The 15,449-nt window shown below is 49.4% G+C and carries 15 protein-coding genes and 2 pseudogenes; 8 read left to right on the top strand and 9 right to left on the bottom strand.

All coding sequences use genetic code 11. From position 1 onward, the window contains the following. Positions 1 to 27: 27 nt before the first annotated feature. From DZ54_RS24230 to DZ54_RS0111815, 4 genes and pseudogenes are all read left to right on the top strand, one after another. Positions 28 to 240: pseudogene (locus DZ54_RS24230) on the top strand (IS4 family transposase); the annotation flags it as partial. Between the two features lie 84 nt (positions 241 to 324). After that, on the top strand, positions 325 to 1,062 hold the full coding sequence (locus DZ54_RS0111805) for a hypothetical protein (protein WP_025674278.1): 738 nt from the start codon (positions 325 to 327) through the stop codon (positions 1,060 to 1,062). A gap of 230 nt (positions 1,063 to 1,292) precedes the next feature. Then, positions 1,293 to 2,189: a cytidine deaminase gene (gene cdd, locus DZ54_RS0111810; RefSeq protein WP_025674279.1), complete on the top strand. Its 897-nt coding sequence runs from the start codon at positions 1,293 to 1,295 to the stop codon at positions 2,187 to 2,189. A 97-nt stretch (positions 2,190 to 2,286) separates the two neighbouring features. Further along, positions 2,287 to 3,186, top strand: a complete 900-nt coding sequence (locus DZ54_RS0111815; RefSeq protein WP_025674280.1) for a DMT family transporter — start codon at positions 2,287 to 2,289, stop codon at positions 3,184 to 3,186. 43 nt (positions 3,187 to 3,229) lie between these two features. Here the strand turns inward: DZ54_RS0111815 and DZ54_RS21330 are convergent, their stop codons facing one another. Further along, positions 3,230 to 3,832 (bottom strand): class I SAM-dependent methyltransferase, encoded by a 603-nt coding sequence (locus DZ54_RS21330; RefSeq protein ID WP_240472711.1) that lies wholly within the window; start codon positions 3,830 to 3,832, stop codon positions 3,230 to 3,232. A 203-nt stretch (positions 3,833 to 4,035) separates the two neighbouring features. On the opposite strand from DZ54_RS21330, the gene DZ54_RS0111825 reads away from it, so the two are divergent. Beyond that, positions 4,036 to 4,452: a hypothetical protein gene (locus DZ54_RS0111825; protein WP_128080517.1), complete on the top strand. Its 417-nt coding sequence runs from the start codon at positions 4,036 to 4,038 to the stop codon at positions 4,450 to 4,452. 151 nt (positions 4,453 to 4,603) lie between these two features. Here the strand turns inward: DZ54_RS0111825 and DZ54_RS0111835 are convergent, their stop codons facing one another. Together DZ54_RS0111835 and DZ54_RS0111840 are read right to left on the bottom strand one after the other, a co-directional pair. Next, complete coding sequence (locus DZ54_RS0111835) at positions 4,604 to 4,903, bottom strand: hypothetical protein (RefSeq protein ID WP_025674284.1); 300 nt, start codon at positions 4,901 to 4,903, stop codon at positions 4,604 to 4,606. A gap of 280 nt (positions 4,904 to 5,183) precedes the next feature. Beyond that, complete coding sequence (locus tag DZ54_RS0111840) at positions 5,184 to 5,549, bottom strand: hypothetical protein (RefSeq protein WP_025674286.1); 366 nt, start codon at positions 5,547 to 5,549, stop codon at positions 5,184 to 5,186. A 535-nt stretch (positions 5,550 to 6,084) separates the two neighbouring features. Here DZ54_RS0111840 and DZ54_RS21335 point away from each other — a divergent pair. Continuing rightward, on the top strand, positions 6,085 to 6,498 hold the full coding sequence (locus DZ54_RS21335; protein WP_240473988.1) for a DUF2982 domain-containing protein: 414 nt from the start codon (positions 6,085 to 6,087) through the stop codon (positions 6,496 to 6,498). 59 nt (positions 6,499 to 6,557) lie between these two features. Here DZ54_RS21335 and DZ54_RS0111850 read toward each other — a convergent pair whose 3' ends face one another. Then, complete coding sequence (locus tag DZ54_RS0111850; RefSeq protein ID WP_025674288.1) at positions 6,558 to 7,202, bottom strand: MBL fold metallo-hydrolase; 645 nt, start codon at positions 7,200 to 7,202, stop codon at positions 6,558 to 6,560. Positions 7,203 to 7,385: 183 nt separating this feature from the next. On the opposite strand from DZ54_RS0111850, the gene olsF reads away from it, so the two are divergent. After that, a complete protein-coding gene (olsF, locus tag DZ54_RS21340) occupies positions 7,386 to 8,684 on the top strand; it encodes a bifunctional ornithine lipid synthase OlsF (RefSeq protein WP_240473989.1) in 1,299 nt (432 codons plus the stop codon). After that, positions 8,602 to 9,129, top strand: coding sequence for a hypothetical protein (locus tag DZ54_RS26165; RefSeq protein WP_240473990.1), 528 nt, complete (start codon positions 8,602 to 8,604; stop codon positions 9,127 to 9,129). The genes olsF and DZ54_RS26165 overlap by 83 nt, the downstream gene beginning before the upstream one ends. 118 nt (positions 9,130 to 9,247) lie before the next feature. Here the strand turns inward: DZ54_RS26165 and DZ54_RS21345 are convergent, their stop codons facing one another. From DZ54_RS21345 to DZ54_RS21350, 5 genes and pseudogenes are all read right to left on the bottom strand, one after another. After that, positions 9,248 to 11,041 carry a L,D-transpeptidase family protein gene (locus DZ54_RS21345; RefSeq protein WP_025674289.1) on the bottom strand — a complete coding sequence of 598 codons (1,794 nt, stop codon included), beginning with the start codon at positions 11,039 to 11,041 and terminating at the stop codon, positions 9,248 to 9,250. Between the two features lie 149 nt (positions 11,042 to 11,190). Then, positions 11,191 to 12,243 (bottom strand): DUF1513 domain-containing protein, encoded by a 1,053-nt coding sequence (locus DZ54_RS0111865; RefSeq protein WP_240473991.1) that lies wholly within the window; start codon positions 12,241 to 12,243, stop codon positions 11,191 to 11,193. 34 nt (positions 12,244 to 12,277) lie between these two features. Next, positions 12,278 to 13,291, bottom strand: a complete 1,014-nt coding sequence (locus DZ54_RS0111870; protein ID WP_025674291.1) for an imelysin family protein — start codon at positions 13,289 to 13,291, stop codon at positions 12,278 to 12,280. Positions 13,292 to 13,329: 38 nt separating this feature from the next. Then, positions 13,330 to 14,727: a di-heme oxidoreductase family protein gene (locus DZ54_RS0111875; protein WP_025674293.1), complete on the bottom strand. Its 1,398-nt coding sequence runs from the start codon at positions 14,725 to 14,727 to the stop codon at positions 13,330 to 13,332. A 62-nt stretch (positions 14,728 to 14,789) separates the two neighbouring features. After that, positions 14,790 to 15,449 (bottom strand): annotated as a pseudogene (locus DZ54_RS21350) (imelysin family protein); the annotation flags it as partial.

Here is a 15,449-nt window from a genome sequence, read left to right on the forward strand (position 1 = left end):
TGATAGCTTAATGCTGCAACTCATGTTTGGCTGGCAGGAATACATGCGCAGCAGCAAGGATGGGACAGGCACTTTCAAGCGAATACAGTCAGAAATCGAAATGTCCTGTCTACCGTCCGGTTAGGTATGGAAGTCCTCAGGCGACCAGACTACGAAATTATAACTCAACACCTCTTAGCTGCGGCGGTGGTTCTAGCCCAGCAGCTCTTAAAAGATGGCTGTGCACTGGCAGATTTATGAGGGGATCCCTCAGGGCTAAGTACACGGATATTACATCCGTCCACACACGTAAAGTAATACGTTATACTGACACAAAGGTGGAGTATGCTGCATAAACGCTTCGTTTTATTGCTGGTTTTCGTTTTACTCACTAGCCAATCTATTTACGCCAATGACAACGTCGAGAAAACATATGTTGCCCACCTTGGTGAGTTACCGGGCCTGATCAACCTTGACAAGACAGGTGCGTTTGTTGAGTTTATTCGCTATTTAGACGCCCAAGACCCAGCCACTGAAATAGAAATCGAGGTGTATCCTATTCATCGTGCTATTAATGGTGTAGTGCAAGGAGAAGCTGATTTTGGTTTGCCCGCCGTTCGCCCTCCCGGTGAGGTCGCAGGCTTGCCTTTTTCATTTAGTGAGGTGTCCTTTGGCCATGTCACCCATATTCTTTATACAAACAAAGCGTTCCCTTTATCCGTCGAAACCTTATTGAGTAATCCTTCACTTTATCGTGTTGAGGCCGTCCCTTACTATATGCCATTTAAGGTCCTTCGTTCTCACAGTATAAAGCAGTCTCTGCAACGGCTAGCGTCAGGACGCATTGATGCATTCATCTGGGCGACAAGAAGAAGCGATATGACGCTTAAAGCGCTGGGACTCAATGGCATTGAGCGTGCGCATTTTGCGGATTTACCGGACGTGTTTTTTATTCCAAAAGGTAAAGCTGGCGAAGAAATAGATACCTACTTAACACAACTTATCACGCGTTTACGTGAGAGCGGCGATTTAGCACGTGAATACCGCAAAGTTCATCGTCCCTACGTTGACTGGCAACCCTAGCAGCGATATCTCATCACGTGTTTGAATAGATTTCCGCAACGGTCTAGATTCGTTTATGTGGTGCTGAGTAGATTCCATCACCTAGCTCCATGCCGATATTTAAAAATATTGATGTCACTCTAACTTTTAGCAACAAATTCAGTCTTGCATACTATGCGTGATGTTAATCACACAATTATCAGGAGTGGTTCTCTACACTGAGCCTCCGTTAAAGAATAAGAAGTGATGCTATGCGAACTGCACTAACCGATGCACTGACACAATTGCCCGACGCATTACAACGCGTTGTCTCTGACTGGATAACTGACACAAACTTTGGTGCAACATTTTCACCTGAGCAAGTGGCAAAAATGGAAGTCGAAAGTGGCCTATCAGGTGCTGCATTGCGTCTTACGCTATTGCCGATAGCGGCGGCTTATGCGGTGACCCCCATATCGACGTTTAATGTTGGCGCTATCGTTCGTGGCGAAGACGGCACCCTTTATCTGGGGGCGAATATTGAGTTTACAGGCGTGCAATTAGGCCAAACCATTCACGCGGAGCAATGCGCAATCAGCCACGCATGGACCAAAGGCGCAACCCGGTTAACCGATATCACGATCAACTACAGCCCATGCGGCCATTGTCGTCAGTTTATGAATGAGCTCAATGGTGCAGAGTCGCTCACTGTTCAGCTACCAAAAATGGTTCCAAAACTGTTACATGCGTATTTGCCAGATTCCTTTGGTCCTGCCGACTTGGGCGTTGAATCACGTTTATTGACTGACGAGCCACACCAGTTACTCACAGACGATATTGATATTCCTCTGCTGAAAGCGGCCGCCGATGCGGCCAATTTAAGCCATGCGCCTTATTCGGGTAACTACAGCGGCGCAGCCGTTGAAACCAATGATGGCGCGTTTTTCTCTGGAATGTATGCCGAAAATGCGGCCTTTAACCCCAGTCTACCACCGCTTCAAGTGGCCCTTATTGCCACCAATATGGCCGGTTATCGCTGGGAAGAGATTCGTTCAGTCGCCCTAGTGGAGATGGCAAACAGCACCGTGAGTCATCTTGCTGATACACAGGCCACGCTCGATGCGATTGATCCCGACATTCCTTTGGTTTATTCCACTCTTTCAGCGTAACCGCGTTACTGCGCTTGGGCCTCAGTAGGGATTTTTGATCGCTCTGAGGCCTAATTTGCGCTACTATCCGTGGGTCTTTTTTTGGATTGTCACGGTAATGAAACAAGTTCATAATCCTCTCCAAGGCGCCGCCTGGATGCTCACTGCTGGCCTATGTTTTGCGATGGTCAACAGCCTTTCTCAGTATGTTAGCTTCAAGTTGGGCTTGCCTTCGACGACCGTTGCTTTTATTCAATATGCCATTGCCTTAGTGGCGATGCTCCCATGGTTAAAGCAATTAGGTATCCGCCAGTCCTTAAAAACCCAGCACCTTGGGCAACACTGTTTGCGGGTGTTTATTTCTGTCATCGGGATCCAACTTTGGCTTTGGGCGCTCGCTTACCCAGTTCCCATTTGGCAAGGCATTGCGCTTCTGATGACATCGCCGCTGTTCGCAACCGTCGGATCAGGCCTGTTTCTTCGTGAGCGCGTCGGTATCGCCCGCAGCCTAGCCACACTCGCCGGCTTTTGTGGCGCAATGATTATCCTTGAACCCTGGTCAAGCGGTTTTACGTGGGCGACGTTACTGCCAGTAGGGGCGGCTTTCTTTTGGGCAACCTATTCATTAATGGTGAAACGACTATCGGCCTACGATCCGCCGACCACGATGGTCGTTTACCTGCTTTTGTTGATCACGCCATTTAATCTGCTGCTCGCAGTACCCGACTGGACACTGCCGTCATCGGCGACGGCTTGGTGGATGTTATTCGGCGCAGGGGTACTCACCGCACTCGCGCAGTGGGCAATTGCCAAAGCCTATGCCGCGTCAGATGCCTCGTTTGTTCAACCATTTGATCACGCTAAACTTCCACTAAACGTTCTGTTTGGTTGGCTGGTATTCAGTTGGATCCCACCTGGCCGGCTATGGCTCGGCGCAGGGATTATTATCGCAGCCGTTTTTTTTATTACCCACTGGGAATCACGACAATATAACCAACCTCGAGTCAAAACCGTCTAGCGCAAAGCGGCGCTATCCGATAATGACCCTACCAAACCGACTACTACGCGTTGGCTTTAATCAACCAGACTTGCTCACCTCGGTCACCTTCAGGCTCGATTTGCGTATCTAATAACCGAATATTGAGCCCTGAAAATGCATCTTCCACGATCGACGTATCGATGGAAAACGGCGGATTATCATCGGCCTGCGAATAGAACAAGGTGATCAGCAACAGACGGCCACCCGGCGCCAAAAGATCACGAACACGATGGACATACTGATCCCGCATCGAAGGCGGCATCGCGACCAAGGCGGCACGATCATAGATCAGAGGGACCGGACTCAAGCGTGCGGTAAAAAAGTCACCACTGATCAGTTCTAGCTCATCAAAACAGTAATGGCTGTGGCCCGAGGGCGCACGGTAAACTTGTGGGGTATAGAGGTTTTCCGAGAAAAAAGCCCGCACAGCGATATCACTCAACTCCACACCAATCACATGCTCATGTTTTTCCGCTAACCAATTTAAATCAATGGATTTGCCACACAAAGGCACCAGTACGGTCTCATCGGGCGTAGGGCTAAGTGCTGACCAGTAACACTGGAGCATAGGGTGCACACTGTCTCTATGAAACCCTATCTGATTTTCAGCCAACGCTGATGCCAAAATTCTTGCTCCATTGTTTCTCCAATGCGGTGATAAAGGGCCAGTTTAGCAAGTTATTAAATCAATCTCATTAGCAATCGCTAAAAAACGTGCGAGAAAGGTTCACGATCCTGATCACAATTTAGTCACCTGATAACTTGCGAGTTAGCCCACAAAGCATTACTGTTTATATATACAGTAATGGTGATATATACAGGTGCCTTATGGACGCGAGATCTAATGTGTTAACTCAATCAACGACTCACACTCCAGCAGGAATGCGTCATTTAACCTGTTCTCCCTCGGTGTTGAACGGACAGACACTAAATCATTCACATTGGCGGATGGTGTTACAGGCGTTAGCATTTAAGGCTCGACAGCAAAAATGGATTACGATTATCAATCCGCCCCGTTCATTAAACGCCGAACAGCTCAGTCATTGGGGAATTAATACCACACAGGTAAGAATCATCCATCGTCGCAGTGGGTTTGATGATGAAGCGCTGATTGACGCCGCACTGGCCGCAGAGACATCGTGTGCGATCATTGCATTTACGCCAACATCAACCCGATTAGCCTGCTACGAGCAGAATAAACAATGGGTCGCACGTGTGGATCCAGTGTTAACGCAACGTCATTAACAACTAGTATATGGAGCTCAGTGTTGGCAAGTCTCTGCGTCTTGTGTGAAAGTGAACCTTACCCACTCACGGTTTTCATTACTGTATTCGAGCTGCGCCCTTGCTTGGTGGCTTATCGCGTCCATTTGCCGATACTCTAAAGCATAAGGCATTAATACAGTGAGTTCTTTAATGCCTTGCGCACGAGCAAACTGGCCAGTTGGATCAAATTAGTCGTATCGGTATGACGCACTGACATCACTCGGGCGGCGTCTTTCTGAAGGCGTTCTTGAGCCGATAGAGGGGATTGGTCTTCGCCAGCCTGGTGCTCAAGCACAGTATTAAACACCGGCAACAAGCTTCGGAAAATATCGAAAAAGGTCCAATCAGGCTGCTGACTTTCACACAAAAAGTGGGTGTAATCGAACACGATTTCTGTGGGGGCTTTCAGCTGGGTAGACAGCGCATCCATGGCTTACCTCCAGACTAAAACGTAAATGGATACACTCACTATAAGCAGTTTTAAACAGATGTCTGGGAGATTATACAATATTTTGCACTCGATCATGCTTTACGCGAGTCACAAGGCAATCTAGAAAGTATTTTTTAACGGAAAGAAAACAAATTATTGAAAAGTAACATCGTTTTTTAGCATGTGTGACATGAGAAGATTCAGGTGGGAGACGTTGTAGAACATCCGCTTAAGTATGAGACCGGCTCATGAAAGACTTAAGCGGATGGGCAAACGCTGATCAAGATACTTTGTAAATCACCTTGTTGGCGGCCACTTGAACGCGCTCTACGACGCCCTCTTCGGTCAGTTTTTTCAACGCGCCTGTCGCCCAAGAGGCGGCTTTGCTGTCTTCTTGCCCTGCAGCTAGACCGATTCCTTTAGGATTAATCCCGTCAGAATTAGCTTTAACAATATCCAAAACCTGCTGCTGCTTGGGGGTGAATGACGACACGGCCACTGCAACCGATGCGTTGGCTGCAGTGGCTACCGCCGATTTAGTCGCCATCACGGGGTCCACTTTTACGGGGCGTTGACGCGCTGGCGATGATGCCTTAACACGCTTGTTGAGTTTACCTTGTACCTTACGCTTGTGAGAAATTTTCATTCAATCATCCTACTCCGATGCACTACATTCAGGCTTGCTGAAGGCAGCGAGTGAAAAACAAAGCGCGTGTTATACCAAATTTCAGCTCACTTTTGTAGGTAAGCGTCCCTTAGTCGGTGTAAAGTTCGTGACATTCAGCGACAAATGTTTACCTATTCAGTATTTTTTAGGCAAACTAATCAGACATCTTACGCGTACACTTAGACCATAAACAGTGAATGAACGCTCGCGCTCGCCAATTGATAGACGGCGTGTAATGGATGATCATGGATGCATTAAAAACGATAAAAATTTATCCTCCTCAATTTGAAGCGGCACGGTGGAGCATGCTCACCGCGATGATTGTCGCGTTTGCATTAGTATGCTTTTTTTTAATCCAACCCTCCTTATCACTTGGGCAAGGCATTATCGGCCTGATCGCTATCGGCGCCATTTTATATGCCATTCATAAGCTCCTACAACGCGCCCAACTGTCGTTTTCGCTCTCGTTTATGCATATACAGCATCACAGTTTTCGTGGCGGTTGGGCGCTTAAATGGCGCAATATCGAAACAGTAGGATCCCACATATCCACCAGCAAGGCCTTGGCGAGCCACTTCCATGGGTTGGGATTAAAATCAAACACTATGATGCATTATTAGATAGCATTAGCCTGAGAATGGTGACGCATATCATCATGACGCAACGGGCATTACTGATCACAGCCTACCGTCGTGCGGGGAATAAACCCAGTAAGCCATTGGAAGATATGATGTTTGATGACACCCCGTATCAAGGGGCTAACGGTGTGCTTTATAAAGGCCTCATGGCAATGTTAGCCAATCGGATGCGATATATGCGTGAATTGCTGGGCTATGACATTTTTATCAGCGAGGACCTACTCGACCGCCCCATAGAAGACTTTATCGGCATGACAAGACGCTATCTGGCTGCCGCCAGTGCTGAATAGTCCAGTGCTGAATAATAAAAAAGCCTGCACGTTGAGCACAGGCCAACCAAGTGACAGCGCTAGAAGGCACCGGTGAGAAAGGGATTGGTTTTACGCTCATGGCCCAGTGTTGAGGTGGGCCCATGGCCGGGAATGAACGTGACGTCATCACCCACAGGGAGCAGCGTGTTTTTGATGGCGTCAATTAAGGTAGTATGGTCGCCTTTAGGAAAATCGGTACGACCAATACCACCATTAAATAGCACATCCCCCACCCAGGCGGTGCGTCCTTTTTCATCTACAAACACGATGTGTCCTGGTGTATGGCCTGGGGTAAATAACACCGACAAGGTATGCTGTCCGACGGTGACCGTATCACCTTGAACCAACCACTGATCCGGATCAAACGGCTCCGCGTGGGCAAAGCCAAACATTTGTGCCTGCGCAGGCAATGCTTGTAACCAAAACGCATCCTCTTTGTGTGGGCCAATCACCGGGATATCGAGCGCGTTGGCAAGCTCTACTGTGCCACCCACATGATCTAAGTGGCCGTGGGTGAGAAGAATTTTCGTCACTGTCACATTGAGCGAGTGGATCACTTGGCGAATTTTAGCCACGTCACCACCTGGATCAACGATCGCCGCCTCTTGAGTTTGGTCGCACCAAATAATCGAGCAATTTTGTTGAAATGCCGTAACCGGCACAATTTCATAATGCAACGCCATGCAGTTAGCCTTCCTGTTGTAAAAGTACGGTGGCCGCCGATAACGACGTAAATACGGACCTCACTATGCCATGCTGTCATGAGTTTGCAACTATGCTGCCAAGGAGATGTCACCTTCACTCTCTAGGCTAAGACAAGGATATCTAGATACCTCACAAACGCATTGTTGCATGCAGGGCTGCTTATGTTAGATGTTGATAAAGTACTATCGTCACATTACCCACAGTTAGAACAACGCGACTGGCTTAAACGGCCGGTCAGGCAAACCCTAAAACGTTTACTTCATGAACAAGAGTTTCAAGCGTTTGCTAAACGCTATCCGCACTTGCAAGGGTTCGAGTTTATTGAGCAGGTACTGGACTATTTTAATTTTAGCTACCGAGTGAGCGACAGGGAAAAAGAGCGGATCCCAGAATCAGGGCGGGTGGTGATTATCGCTAACCACCCGATCGGATCACTGGATGGGCTAGCGCTGCTTAAGCTCGTACGCTCAGTGCGCCCAGACGTTAAAGTGATGGCCAACGAACTCCTCATGCAAGTCGACCCGCTCCACAGTTGCCTATTGCCAGTGAATAATATGGGCGGTCACACGCCCAAACAGAACCTGACAAAGATCACGCAATGGCTAGAGCACGATGGCGCACTGATCATCTTCCCGGCGGGTGAAGTCTCGCGTGTCGCGCCAACAGGGATTAGAGACGGCGCTTGGCACCCTGGCTTTTTACGTATGGCGAGTAAATCTAACGCTCCTATTTTGCCTATTCATGTTCAGGGACGAAATTCTGCCCGTTTTTACGGCGCGTCTATGCTCTATAAGCCGCTATCAACCCTGCTCCTGGTTGAAGAGATGTTTAGACAAGAGAACAACACCATCGCTTTTACAGTAGGCGAATTAATCCCACACCACAGCTACAGTGCCAGCGCCAACCTCCCGGTAAAAACACGGGTTAAACTCTTTCGTAAACACCTTTATCGAATCGCCAAGGGTAAAAAAGGCTTATTTCCCACCGAAACAGCGATTGCCTCACCGGAGCCACGATTAGCGCTTAAACGCACACTCGCTGCAGGCCAGCAACTCGGACAAACACCTGATGGCAAGCTCATTTATTTGCTGGATTACCAAGCGGACTCGCCGGTCATGCGAGAAATTGGCCGATTGCGCGAGGTCGCTTTTCGTGCCGTGGGCGAAGGCACAGGTCAGCGCCGCGATCTCGATAAATACGATCAAGACTATTGGCATTTAGTCCTTTGGGACCCGGTTGAGCTTGATATCATCGGCGCTTACCGTTTGTGTGATACTCACGCCACCCTCGCCTATCGAGGGGTTGAGGGGATCTACAGCGCAAGTCTATTCGATTATGAGCAAGGGATGCAGCCTTTTCTTGACCAAGGGTTAGAGCTTGGCCGTAGTTTTGTTCAGCAAATACTGGGGGAAACGAAGCCTGGATTATTTATGGTTAGGGATTGGCGCACTGTTAGCTGAACGTCCACAATACCGTTATTTATTTGGGCCTGTTACCATCAGCAATGCCATGCCACAACCTGCCAAAGAGCTGCTGATATTCTTTTATCGCATCTACTTTTCCGGCGATAAGAGCTGTGCACGCTCTAAACGCCCCTATCAACTCGCCGACAGTAAAAAAAGTGAGTTACTCGACCACTTTTGTGGCAACAATTATGCCCGCGACCTGAAAAAGCTAAAAATGCTGCTCGATCATCTCGGCGTTGGGATCCCAACCCTTTATAAGCAGTACAGTGAGTTATGTGAGCCTGGCGGCGTACAATTTTTAGACTTTGGGGTTGATCCCGATTTCGCTGACTGCATTGATGGCCTAGTCTTAGTTGATCTCACGCGTTTAAAACCCAAGCGCTACCAACGCTATATTGCGCCGCACCTGACCAACATCCCAAGCTCTGCCTGTGAGTAACCCTATTCTCGCGCCATCCGCGTTGATGGCGCGCTAATCCTTAATGTCTATCACTGTTTTATATCCATACGTCTTCAAAATCCCTACGACGATGGATCCTTGCTACCGTGGCTCTCTACTACTGTGGCCGCGATAACTGTGGCCGCGATAACGACACATCACGTTGCTGGGTTAAGTAACTCGGCTCCTGGGTGGTGACTTCACGCTCGGCATGACCATCATAGGCGTACACATCATCTCGAAATGCAAGCTCTCCGTCTTCTGTTACCCACGCTGTTTGATAAATGGTTTGTACAGAGAGACGTGTTTGTAGCGTCACCCACTTGGTTTGCATTTTGTCCAAATATCCTTGGTAGTTAGACAACTGTTTACCAGACAAATCCAGCACTAGGTCGGCCAACTGCTCGGCCTGTTCCACTCGAATACATCCCGAGCTGAACGCCCGGCGTGAGTGATTAAATAAGCCTTGCGCTGGTGTGTCATGTAAATAAATGGCGTTTTTATTGGGGGTATTAAACTTGTACTTTCCTAACGCATTACCTTGCCCCGGTGCTTGTTGTAATCGGTAAGGAAAATCGCGGCTATCCACCATTTGCCAATTGATCGTACTCGGATCGATAGGGGTATTGCTTTGCCAGTTAGGCAAAATACGATACTGGTTGCGAGACAAATACTGCCGATCATCAGCCAGTTTGGGTAAAATATCTTTTTGCACAATGCTACGCGGCACATTCCAACTCGGGTTCAGTACCACTGAGTCAAGTTGAGACGAAAACAGCGGCGTGCGTCTCGATTGTCGACCGACCACGACTTTGCTCTCAAATACATTCTGATCCTCATGCCATAAGTGCAGCCGATAATCAGGGATGTTAACGACAATCCGATTAGGGGTATCGTTGGGCCATAATCTCAACCTTTCTGCATTGAGCGCCAATAATCGGATCCGTGATGGTGCGTCTAAGTTAAACCATTTCGCGGTTGCTGGGCCGATGATGCCATCCGCGGCTAAACCATGCTGTTGTTGAAACTGCTCAACCGCGTTAACCAAGTCTCCGCCATAGCGCACGGTATGGCCATTAATCGCTTCCAAGCGCTCTGAGCTGCGCCAAAATCCCTGTAAGCGTAGATTATCCACCAAGTTAAGCGCTAAGGTTGTCGCAATCGCTTGATCAGGGTAAATGTATTTGTCAGTCTGAACCGTTGGCCAAACCGACTGTGATTGCCCTTGTAAACGGACAATTTGTTTCACCAGTGCATCATATTGTGGATGCTGTGGACGCCATTTTTTCAAAAATCGTGTAAATGATGCGCCCAGTCCCGCCTTAAATAAAGCGGTACGACTGTACGACGAAGGAACAGGAAGCGGTGCGCGATGAGAAGCGCCAAAGAACCATTGCATTCCTTTGTCAGGAGCGACACTCAAATAGCTAAGCAATGCATAGGCGGTATCCGTGGCAAAAATATCATAGGCCGTATCACTACGCTGCTGCCGAAGTTGTCGTAATTGCCAGGCTCGCCACTCAAATTCAGGACTAAAACCTGCCAGTGAAATCACATTCACTTGCGTTTCTAACTCATCTCGCGCCGCATCCTGCGTCCAAATGAGAGAAAAACCATTATCCAGATAGTCTTGAGTCAGCGCTGAGGTGTAGGCCAATACGGTGGCATCCGGTGCCGCCGATTCAAGCCAATCTCGTGCATACTGGTAGGCGCGTTGGCGGTGAGCGTCAGCCGATCCACTCTGATCAGCCGACATAACCTGCTCAGCAGACACTACTTGATCAGGGATGGGCAGCTCCGTCAGAAACCGCACCCCGCTCGTCTCGTTCGCGTCATTTGCCTTGACAGGATTGGCCAAAAAGAAAAACACTATCAGAAGGTTAGCCAACCAGGCATCGTACCTTCTCACCATACGCTCCTCCTTATTCCTGTTATGATTATGGCAAAGTTTTCGTCCAAAGCGGTAAAATTAACGTCTGTTTTTACCCATGCCAACGCAAAGCACTGAAACAAAAACGGCAGTCTAGTTTGACTGCCGTTTAAAACATTATCACGCATTCATTACATTAAGGTTATCCAGTGATTATCCCATCGTACTGGGGTCATTTTATAATCCGGATCGTGTGCGCGATTGAGTGTCACCATTTTACCGCTGCCCGCGCTTAAGTTAATCACCTCACCGTCGCGACTGGCGCCAGAAGCATCGACAAGTGGATGTAATCCAAGTAACTCACCACTATTTAATGACCAAATACCGTAACAGTTGCCTCGGGGTGAGGTAGCCACAATCCAACCATTGAGTGTCGCAATACTGGCCACGTAGTTATTAAACCGAGACCACTGCTCAGGTGTGGCATTGAGCATTTCCATTGGCTCACCACGGCGATGAATCGCGACTAATGGGGCGTTATCCGAACCATGGTATTGCTGCCCTGTCACCACATAGCCCTCATTTGACACCATTAAATGACGAATACTAAGCTTCTTATTCGCCAGCTCAGCACGCTCAACCACCTTGCCACTGCCGATATCAATGTACACCAAAGCGGGTGACATCGAATCGATGTTTAGCACTGTGCGGCCATCGGTATGCATGCCGCCCACACCCACCACGAGGGTATTGGCATCCACCAGCGCTAACTCATGAGGGCCAATGCCAAAGCCGCTTATTTCACGCACTTTATCTACCTGACCCTGCGAACTCAGTCGATAAACGCCGATCACGCCTTCACTGGTTTGACGTTTACCCTCGGTGGTATAAAGCCACTGACCATCATCAGAAATGACACCATGGCCATAAAAATAACGATCTGAACTGGCCGCAACCTGTGACAACGTCACACCTTGTTGATAGTCGAATACTTGCATGAAGTCACCCGGGCGACGAGCAAACGCCACCCCAAGCGTTCCAACACCTTGCCGCTGGGCGGCCACACCATGGCCTCGATCGGGTAATGGAAGGCGGAAAGTAGGCTGTCCAGAACGATCAGCGCCAACCACCGCGAAGGATCCATCACTGCTCAGCGCACAGCCAAGCAACTCACACCGTGCTGCCGCCGCATTACCACGACAACCACTCAGTGCATTCACGAGGGTGGGTAACGTCGCTCCCATTAGCGCCGCCTTTAATAAACGGCGTCGCTTTAAACTAATCGCCATCAGATGCATTAAACCCTACGATAATACCTAAATCTTGGGCGACCTGACCGCCAAGAACAAACTTGAGATATTCAAGATTGTTATACACGGTGAGCATGTCACGGTAACCAGCGACGCTATTAAGCCTATCGAATAGGGGTTCGCCATCTTTGGGTACACTGTCATAGGCCAGTTGCCAATGCGCACTGACACGATCCGCGATCGTCTCATCGCCTCGCTCACGCAGCGCTTGCTCTATGCCACCCTCGGCGTGATATTGGATTTGCATCGCTTTGATGCTTTGGCTTAATAATGTGAGAGAGTGCCGAGATCGCCAAGCCTCTCCTTGATAAGGATTAGGAAAACCAGGTTTGCCCAAAGGGCCAGCCAGTTTTTTCAGCACATAATCCAGCTGATGCGTCAATGCGCCAAGTTTTTCAGCCGTCGCCATTGACGGCGGCATCCCCAACCAAGGATTTTGCTGCCAGGCTTGGTTTAATGCCGTGGCACTCTGCTGCAATCGCCCACTCACTGCGATGGCAACTTGACAGTGTTTCGGCCGAGTTAAATCCGCTTGTGGATCATAGAGCAACCACTCCATCGCACCGACACCTTGCACGGCGACACTTTGCTCGGCCAATGCCTCTGCAGTCCATTGGGTATCACTGGCCAGCAACGCATTGATTTTTCGTCCCGTGGTATTCTTTTTGTCAGGATAAAACTGAATACGCCAGCTTTGTGCCAAGGCCTGCTCTGAGCCTTTCTCTACGCCTTGTAAAGGCATCCAAGCGGCCATTACCGTCTTCCACGCTTGACGAGCCTTATCTATATCAGTCTCCTGAGAGCAGACCGATTGGGTGGTCTGCGCGAGCGCTGTGGCCGCAGAGAGAAACTGCTCACTGCTTTGTTTTTGTCGTTGCCACAGGCCATGATTTGGCCCAGTCTCAGCTTGAGATAAACATCCGCCGAGTAACACCGTGGCGCTTAAAGAGAGCGCCATAATAGGATTGAATCGAAAACGCATGCGACAAACTCCAGCATCGTGTTTTTATAATGAGTGTTTTATAACGAGCGTAAAAACGCAATCAAGGCATCACGCTCCGCTTTTGGCATCGCCAATACACGCTGTTTGGCGCTGGCCGCTTCGCCTCCATGCCATAAAATGGCTTCCATCAGAGTGCGCGCGCGGCCATCATGTAAATAGGTACCCTCCGCATTGACCTCTTTGGTATAGCCAATTCCCCATAGGGGGGCGGTTCGCCATTCTCGACCATTGGCAATAAATTCGCCGCGATGATCCGCCAGCCCCTCTCCCATATCGTGTAATAGCAAGTCAGTATAGGGATGAATCGTTTGTTCACTGAGTGCCGAAAGATCTGGGCGTTTCGCGGTGGTAAACGATCCAACATGACAAGCGTTACACCCCGCACTGACAAACATATTTTGSCCCTGCTGGACTTGAGGGTCTTGGACATTGCGGCGCGCGGGGACCGCCAAATGGCGGGCATAGAATTCGACAAAGCCAAGAATATTGTCGCTCACTTCCGGTTCGCCACCGTTGGGCATGTCCTCACACACCGACTGCGACGGCATACAATTGTAATGAGGAAACATGGAGGTTGTTAGCCCGACATCGCCATTAAAAGCGGCTGCATTTTGTTGGTTGACGGTCGGTAGTCCCGCTTTCCAGCCAAACCGGCCAAGCGCGGTACGCTGCTTGTCGAGATCCCACACTTGGTTAGGCCGCCCAGAGATGCCATCACCATTGGCATCATCAGGATCGGCAAGCGCATAAATCGACTCTGCGGGGATCGATTCCAGCAACCCCAAACCAATCATCGGTGGCGCAATCCGCGCTGACAACTGCACATTGTCGGCCATCGGGCCATAATTAAGGTTTGTAATGGTTAAGTCCGGCTGGCGTAATGTCACGGTTTCACCGTCTTCAAAGGTCACCGGTACCGCACGGTAGCTGATCGCTACCTTACCTTCCGGTTTGGCCCCCGGTAATGCAAAATCTTGCAGTTGCCCCCCATAATTAGGCTCGGGAATATTGCCATATTGGATCAGTTTCTGCCGCTCCGCTTCGCTCACTGCCGGTATACTCAAACGTACCAACATCGATACTGCGTTGGTATCCCCCGGGGAAGGAGGATGACCTCGGCCATCTTTAATATGGCAATTCTGACAGCCGTTGGTATTGAATAAGGGTCCGAGCCCATCACGCGCATCGGTCGATGCCGGGGCGCTTACCCAAGGATTACGAAAAAAACTGTTACCCACACTGAAATCAATGCGCTCACTCATCGGTAAGTTGGCGGCGGGTTGGGAGAAGGCGTTCGGCCCTTCCTTGGTGACGGTCGTTCCCCCGCCGGATGTGCGCTCGAATGCGAGTGCGGAGGTAGTCACGAAGAAAGTAAGACATGTCACGTTAAGGCAAGCAATGACATTGGGCTTCATAATGTGTCCTGACAAAGCAAAAAAAGCCCCGGTTCGCGGGGCTGACTATAATAATATGCCGTTTAGAATTGATGGTCGGCGGTATCTGGATTGAGGTTATCAATACCAATCACTTGTGCCGCTTGCTCAATATGCTTGGTCTGATCCACTAACGCCGCGATTGACGCGTTGACCAGTTGATTCCCCTCGCGATTACCGGCAGCAATCAGCTGATCAAAATGCACGTTATTCTCTTCCGCCGAAACAACCAAGGTTTTAACTTGCTGCTGCGCCTGCTCAAAACTGGCTTTAATCGCCTCTGCAGCATCCGTGTTTTTGTCTTTGACCAAATCAAGGACTGACGGCCCCGTTAAGGTGCTACCATCCACGCGCTGGTACGTACCTGTCATGACATTGTAAATGCCTTGCTCGTTATAAAAATGCGAATTATGCGTATTGTCAGAAAAACAATCGTGCTCATCTTCGGTTGAATTGGCTTCTAGCGCGACTTTCATCCGCTCACCCGCGAGCTCACCTAGCGACAGCGATCCCATGCCAAATAGCATTTTACGCAGACCATTTTCACTTGAATCGGCAAGTAGCTCGCACGGTAATTGTCTTTGTTGCCCTCAGCCCACTGATCCCGCATCCACGCCAAATCATCGACCAAGAGATCGGCAGCCGCTTTCAAGTAGTCACGGCGACGATCGCAATGACCATGGGTCAAGCAATCTTCACACCCA

Source organism: Salinivibrio socompensis S35 (genome assembly GCF_000513715.1).
GTDB lineage: Bacteria > Pseudomonadota > Gammaproteobacteria > Enterobacterales > Vibrionaceae > Salinivibrio > Salinivibrio socompensis.

Coding starts and splice junctions, on each gene's coding strand:
- DZ54_RS0111805 (WP_025674278.1), top strand. CDS start 325: ATGCTGCATAAACGCTTCGTTTTATTGCTGGTTTTCGTTTTACTCACT.
- cdd (WP_025674279.1), top strand. CDS start 1,293: ATGCGAACTGCACTAACCGATGCACTGACACAATTGCCCGACGCATTA.
- DZ54_RS0111815 (WP_025674280.1), top strand. CDS start 2,287: ATGAAACAAGTTCATAATCCTCTCCAAGGCGCCGCCTGGATGCTCACT.
- DZ54_RS0111825 (WP_128080517.1), top strand. CDS start 4,036: ATGGACGCGAGATCTAATGTGTTAACTCAATCAACGACTCACACTCCA.
- DZ54_RS0111835 (WP_025674284.1), bottom strand. CDS start 4,903: ATGGATGCGCTGTCTACCCAGCTGAAAGCCCCCACAGAAATCGTGTTC.
- DZ54_RS0111840 (WP_025674286.1), bottom strand. CDS start 5,549: ATGAAAATTTCTCACAAGCGTAAGGTACAAGGTAAACTCAACAAGCGT.
- DZ54_RS21335 (WP_240473988.1), top strand. CDS start 6,085: ATGGCGCAATATCGAAACAGTAGGATCCCACATATCCACCAGCAAGGC.
- DZ54_RS0111850 (WP_025674288.1), bottom strand. CDS start 7,202: ATGGCGTTGCATTATGAAATTGTGCCGGTTACGGCATTTCAACAAAAT.
- olsF (WP_240473989.1), top strand. CDS start 7,386: ATGTTAGATGTTGATAAAGTACTATCGTCACATTACCCACAGTTAGAA.
- DZ54_RS21345 (WP_025674289.1), bottom strand. CDS start 11,041: ATGGTGAGAAGGTACGATGCCTGGTTGGCTAACCTTCTGATAGTGTTT.
- DZ54_RS0111865 (WP_240473991.1), bottom strand. CDS start 12,243: ATGGGAGCGACGTTACCCACCCTCGTGAATGCACTGAGTGGTTGTCGT.
- DZ54_RS0111870 (WP_025674291.1), bottom strand. CDS start 13,291: ATGCGTTTTCGATTCAATCCTATTATGGCGCTCTCTTTAAGCGCCACG.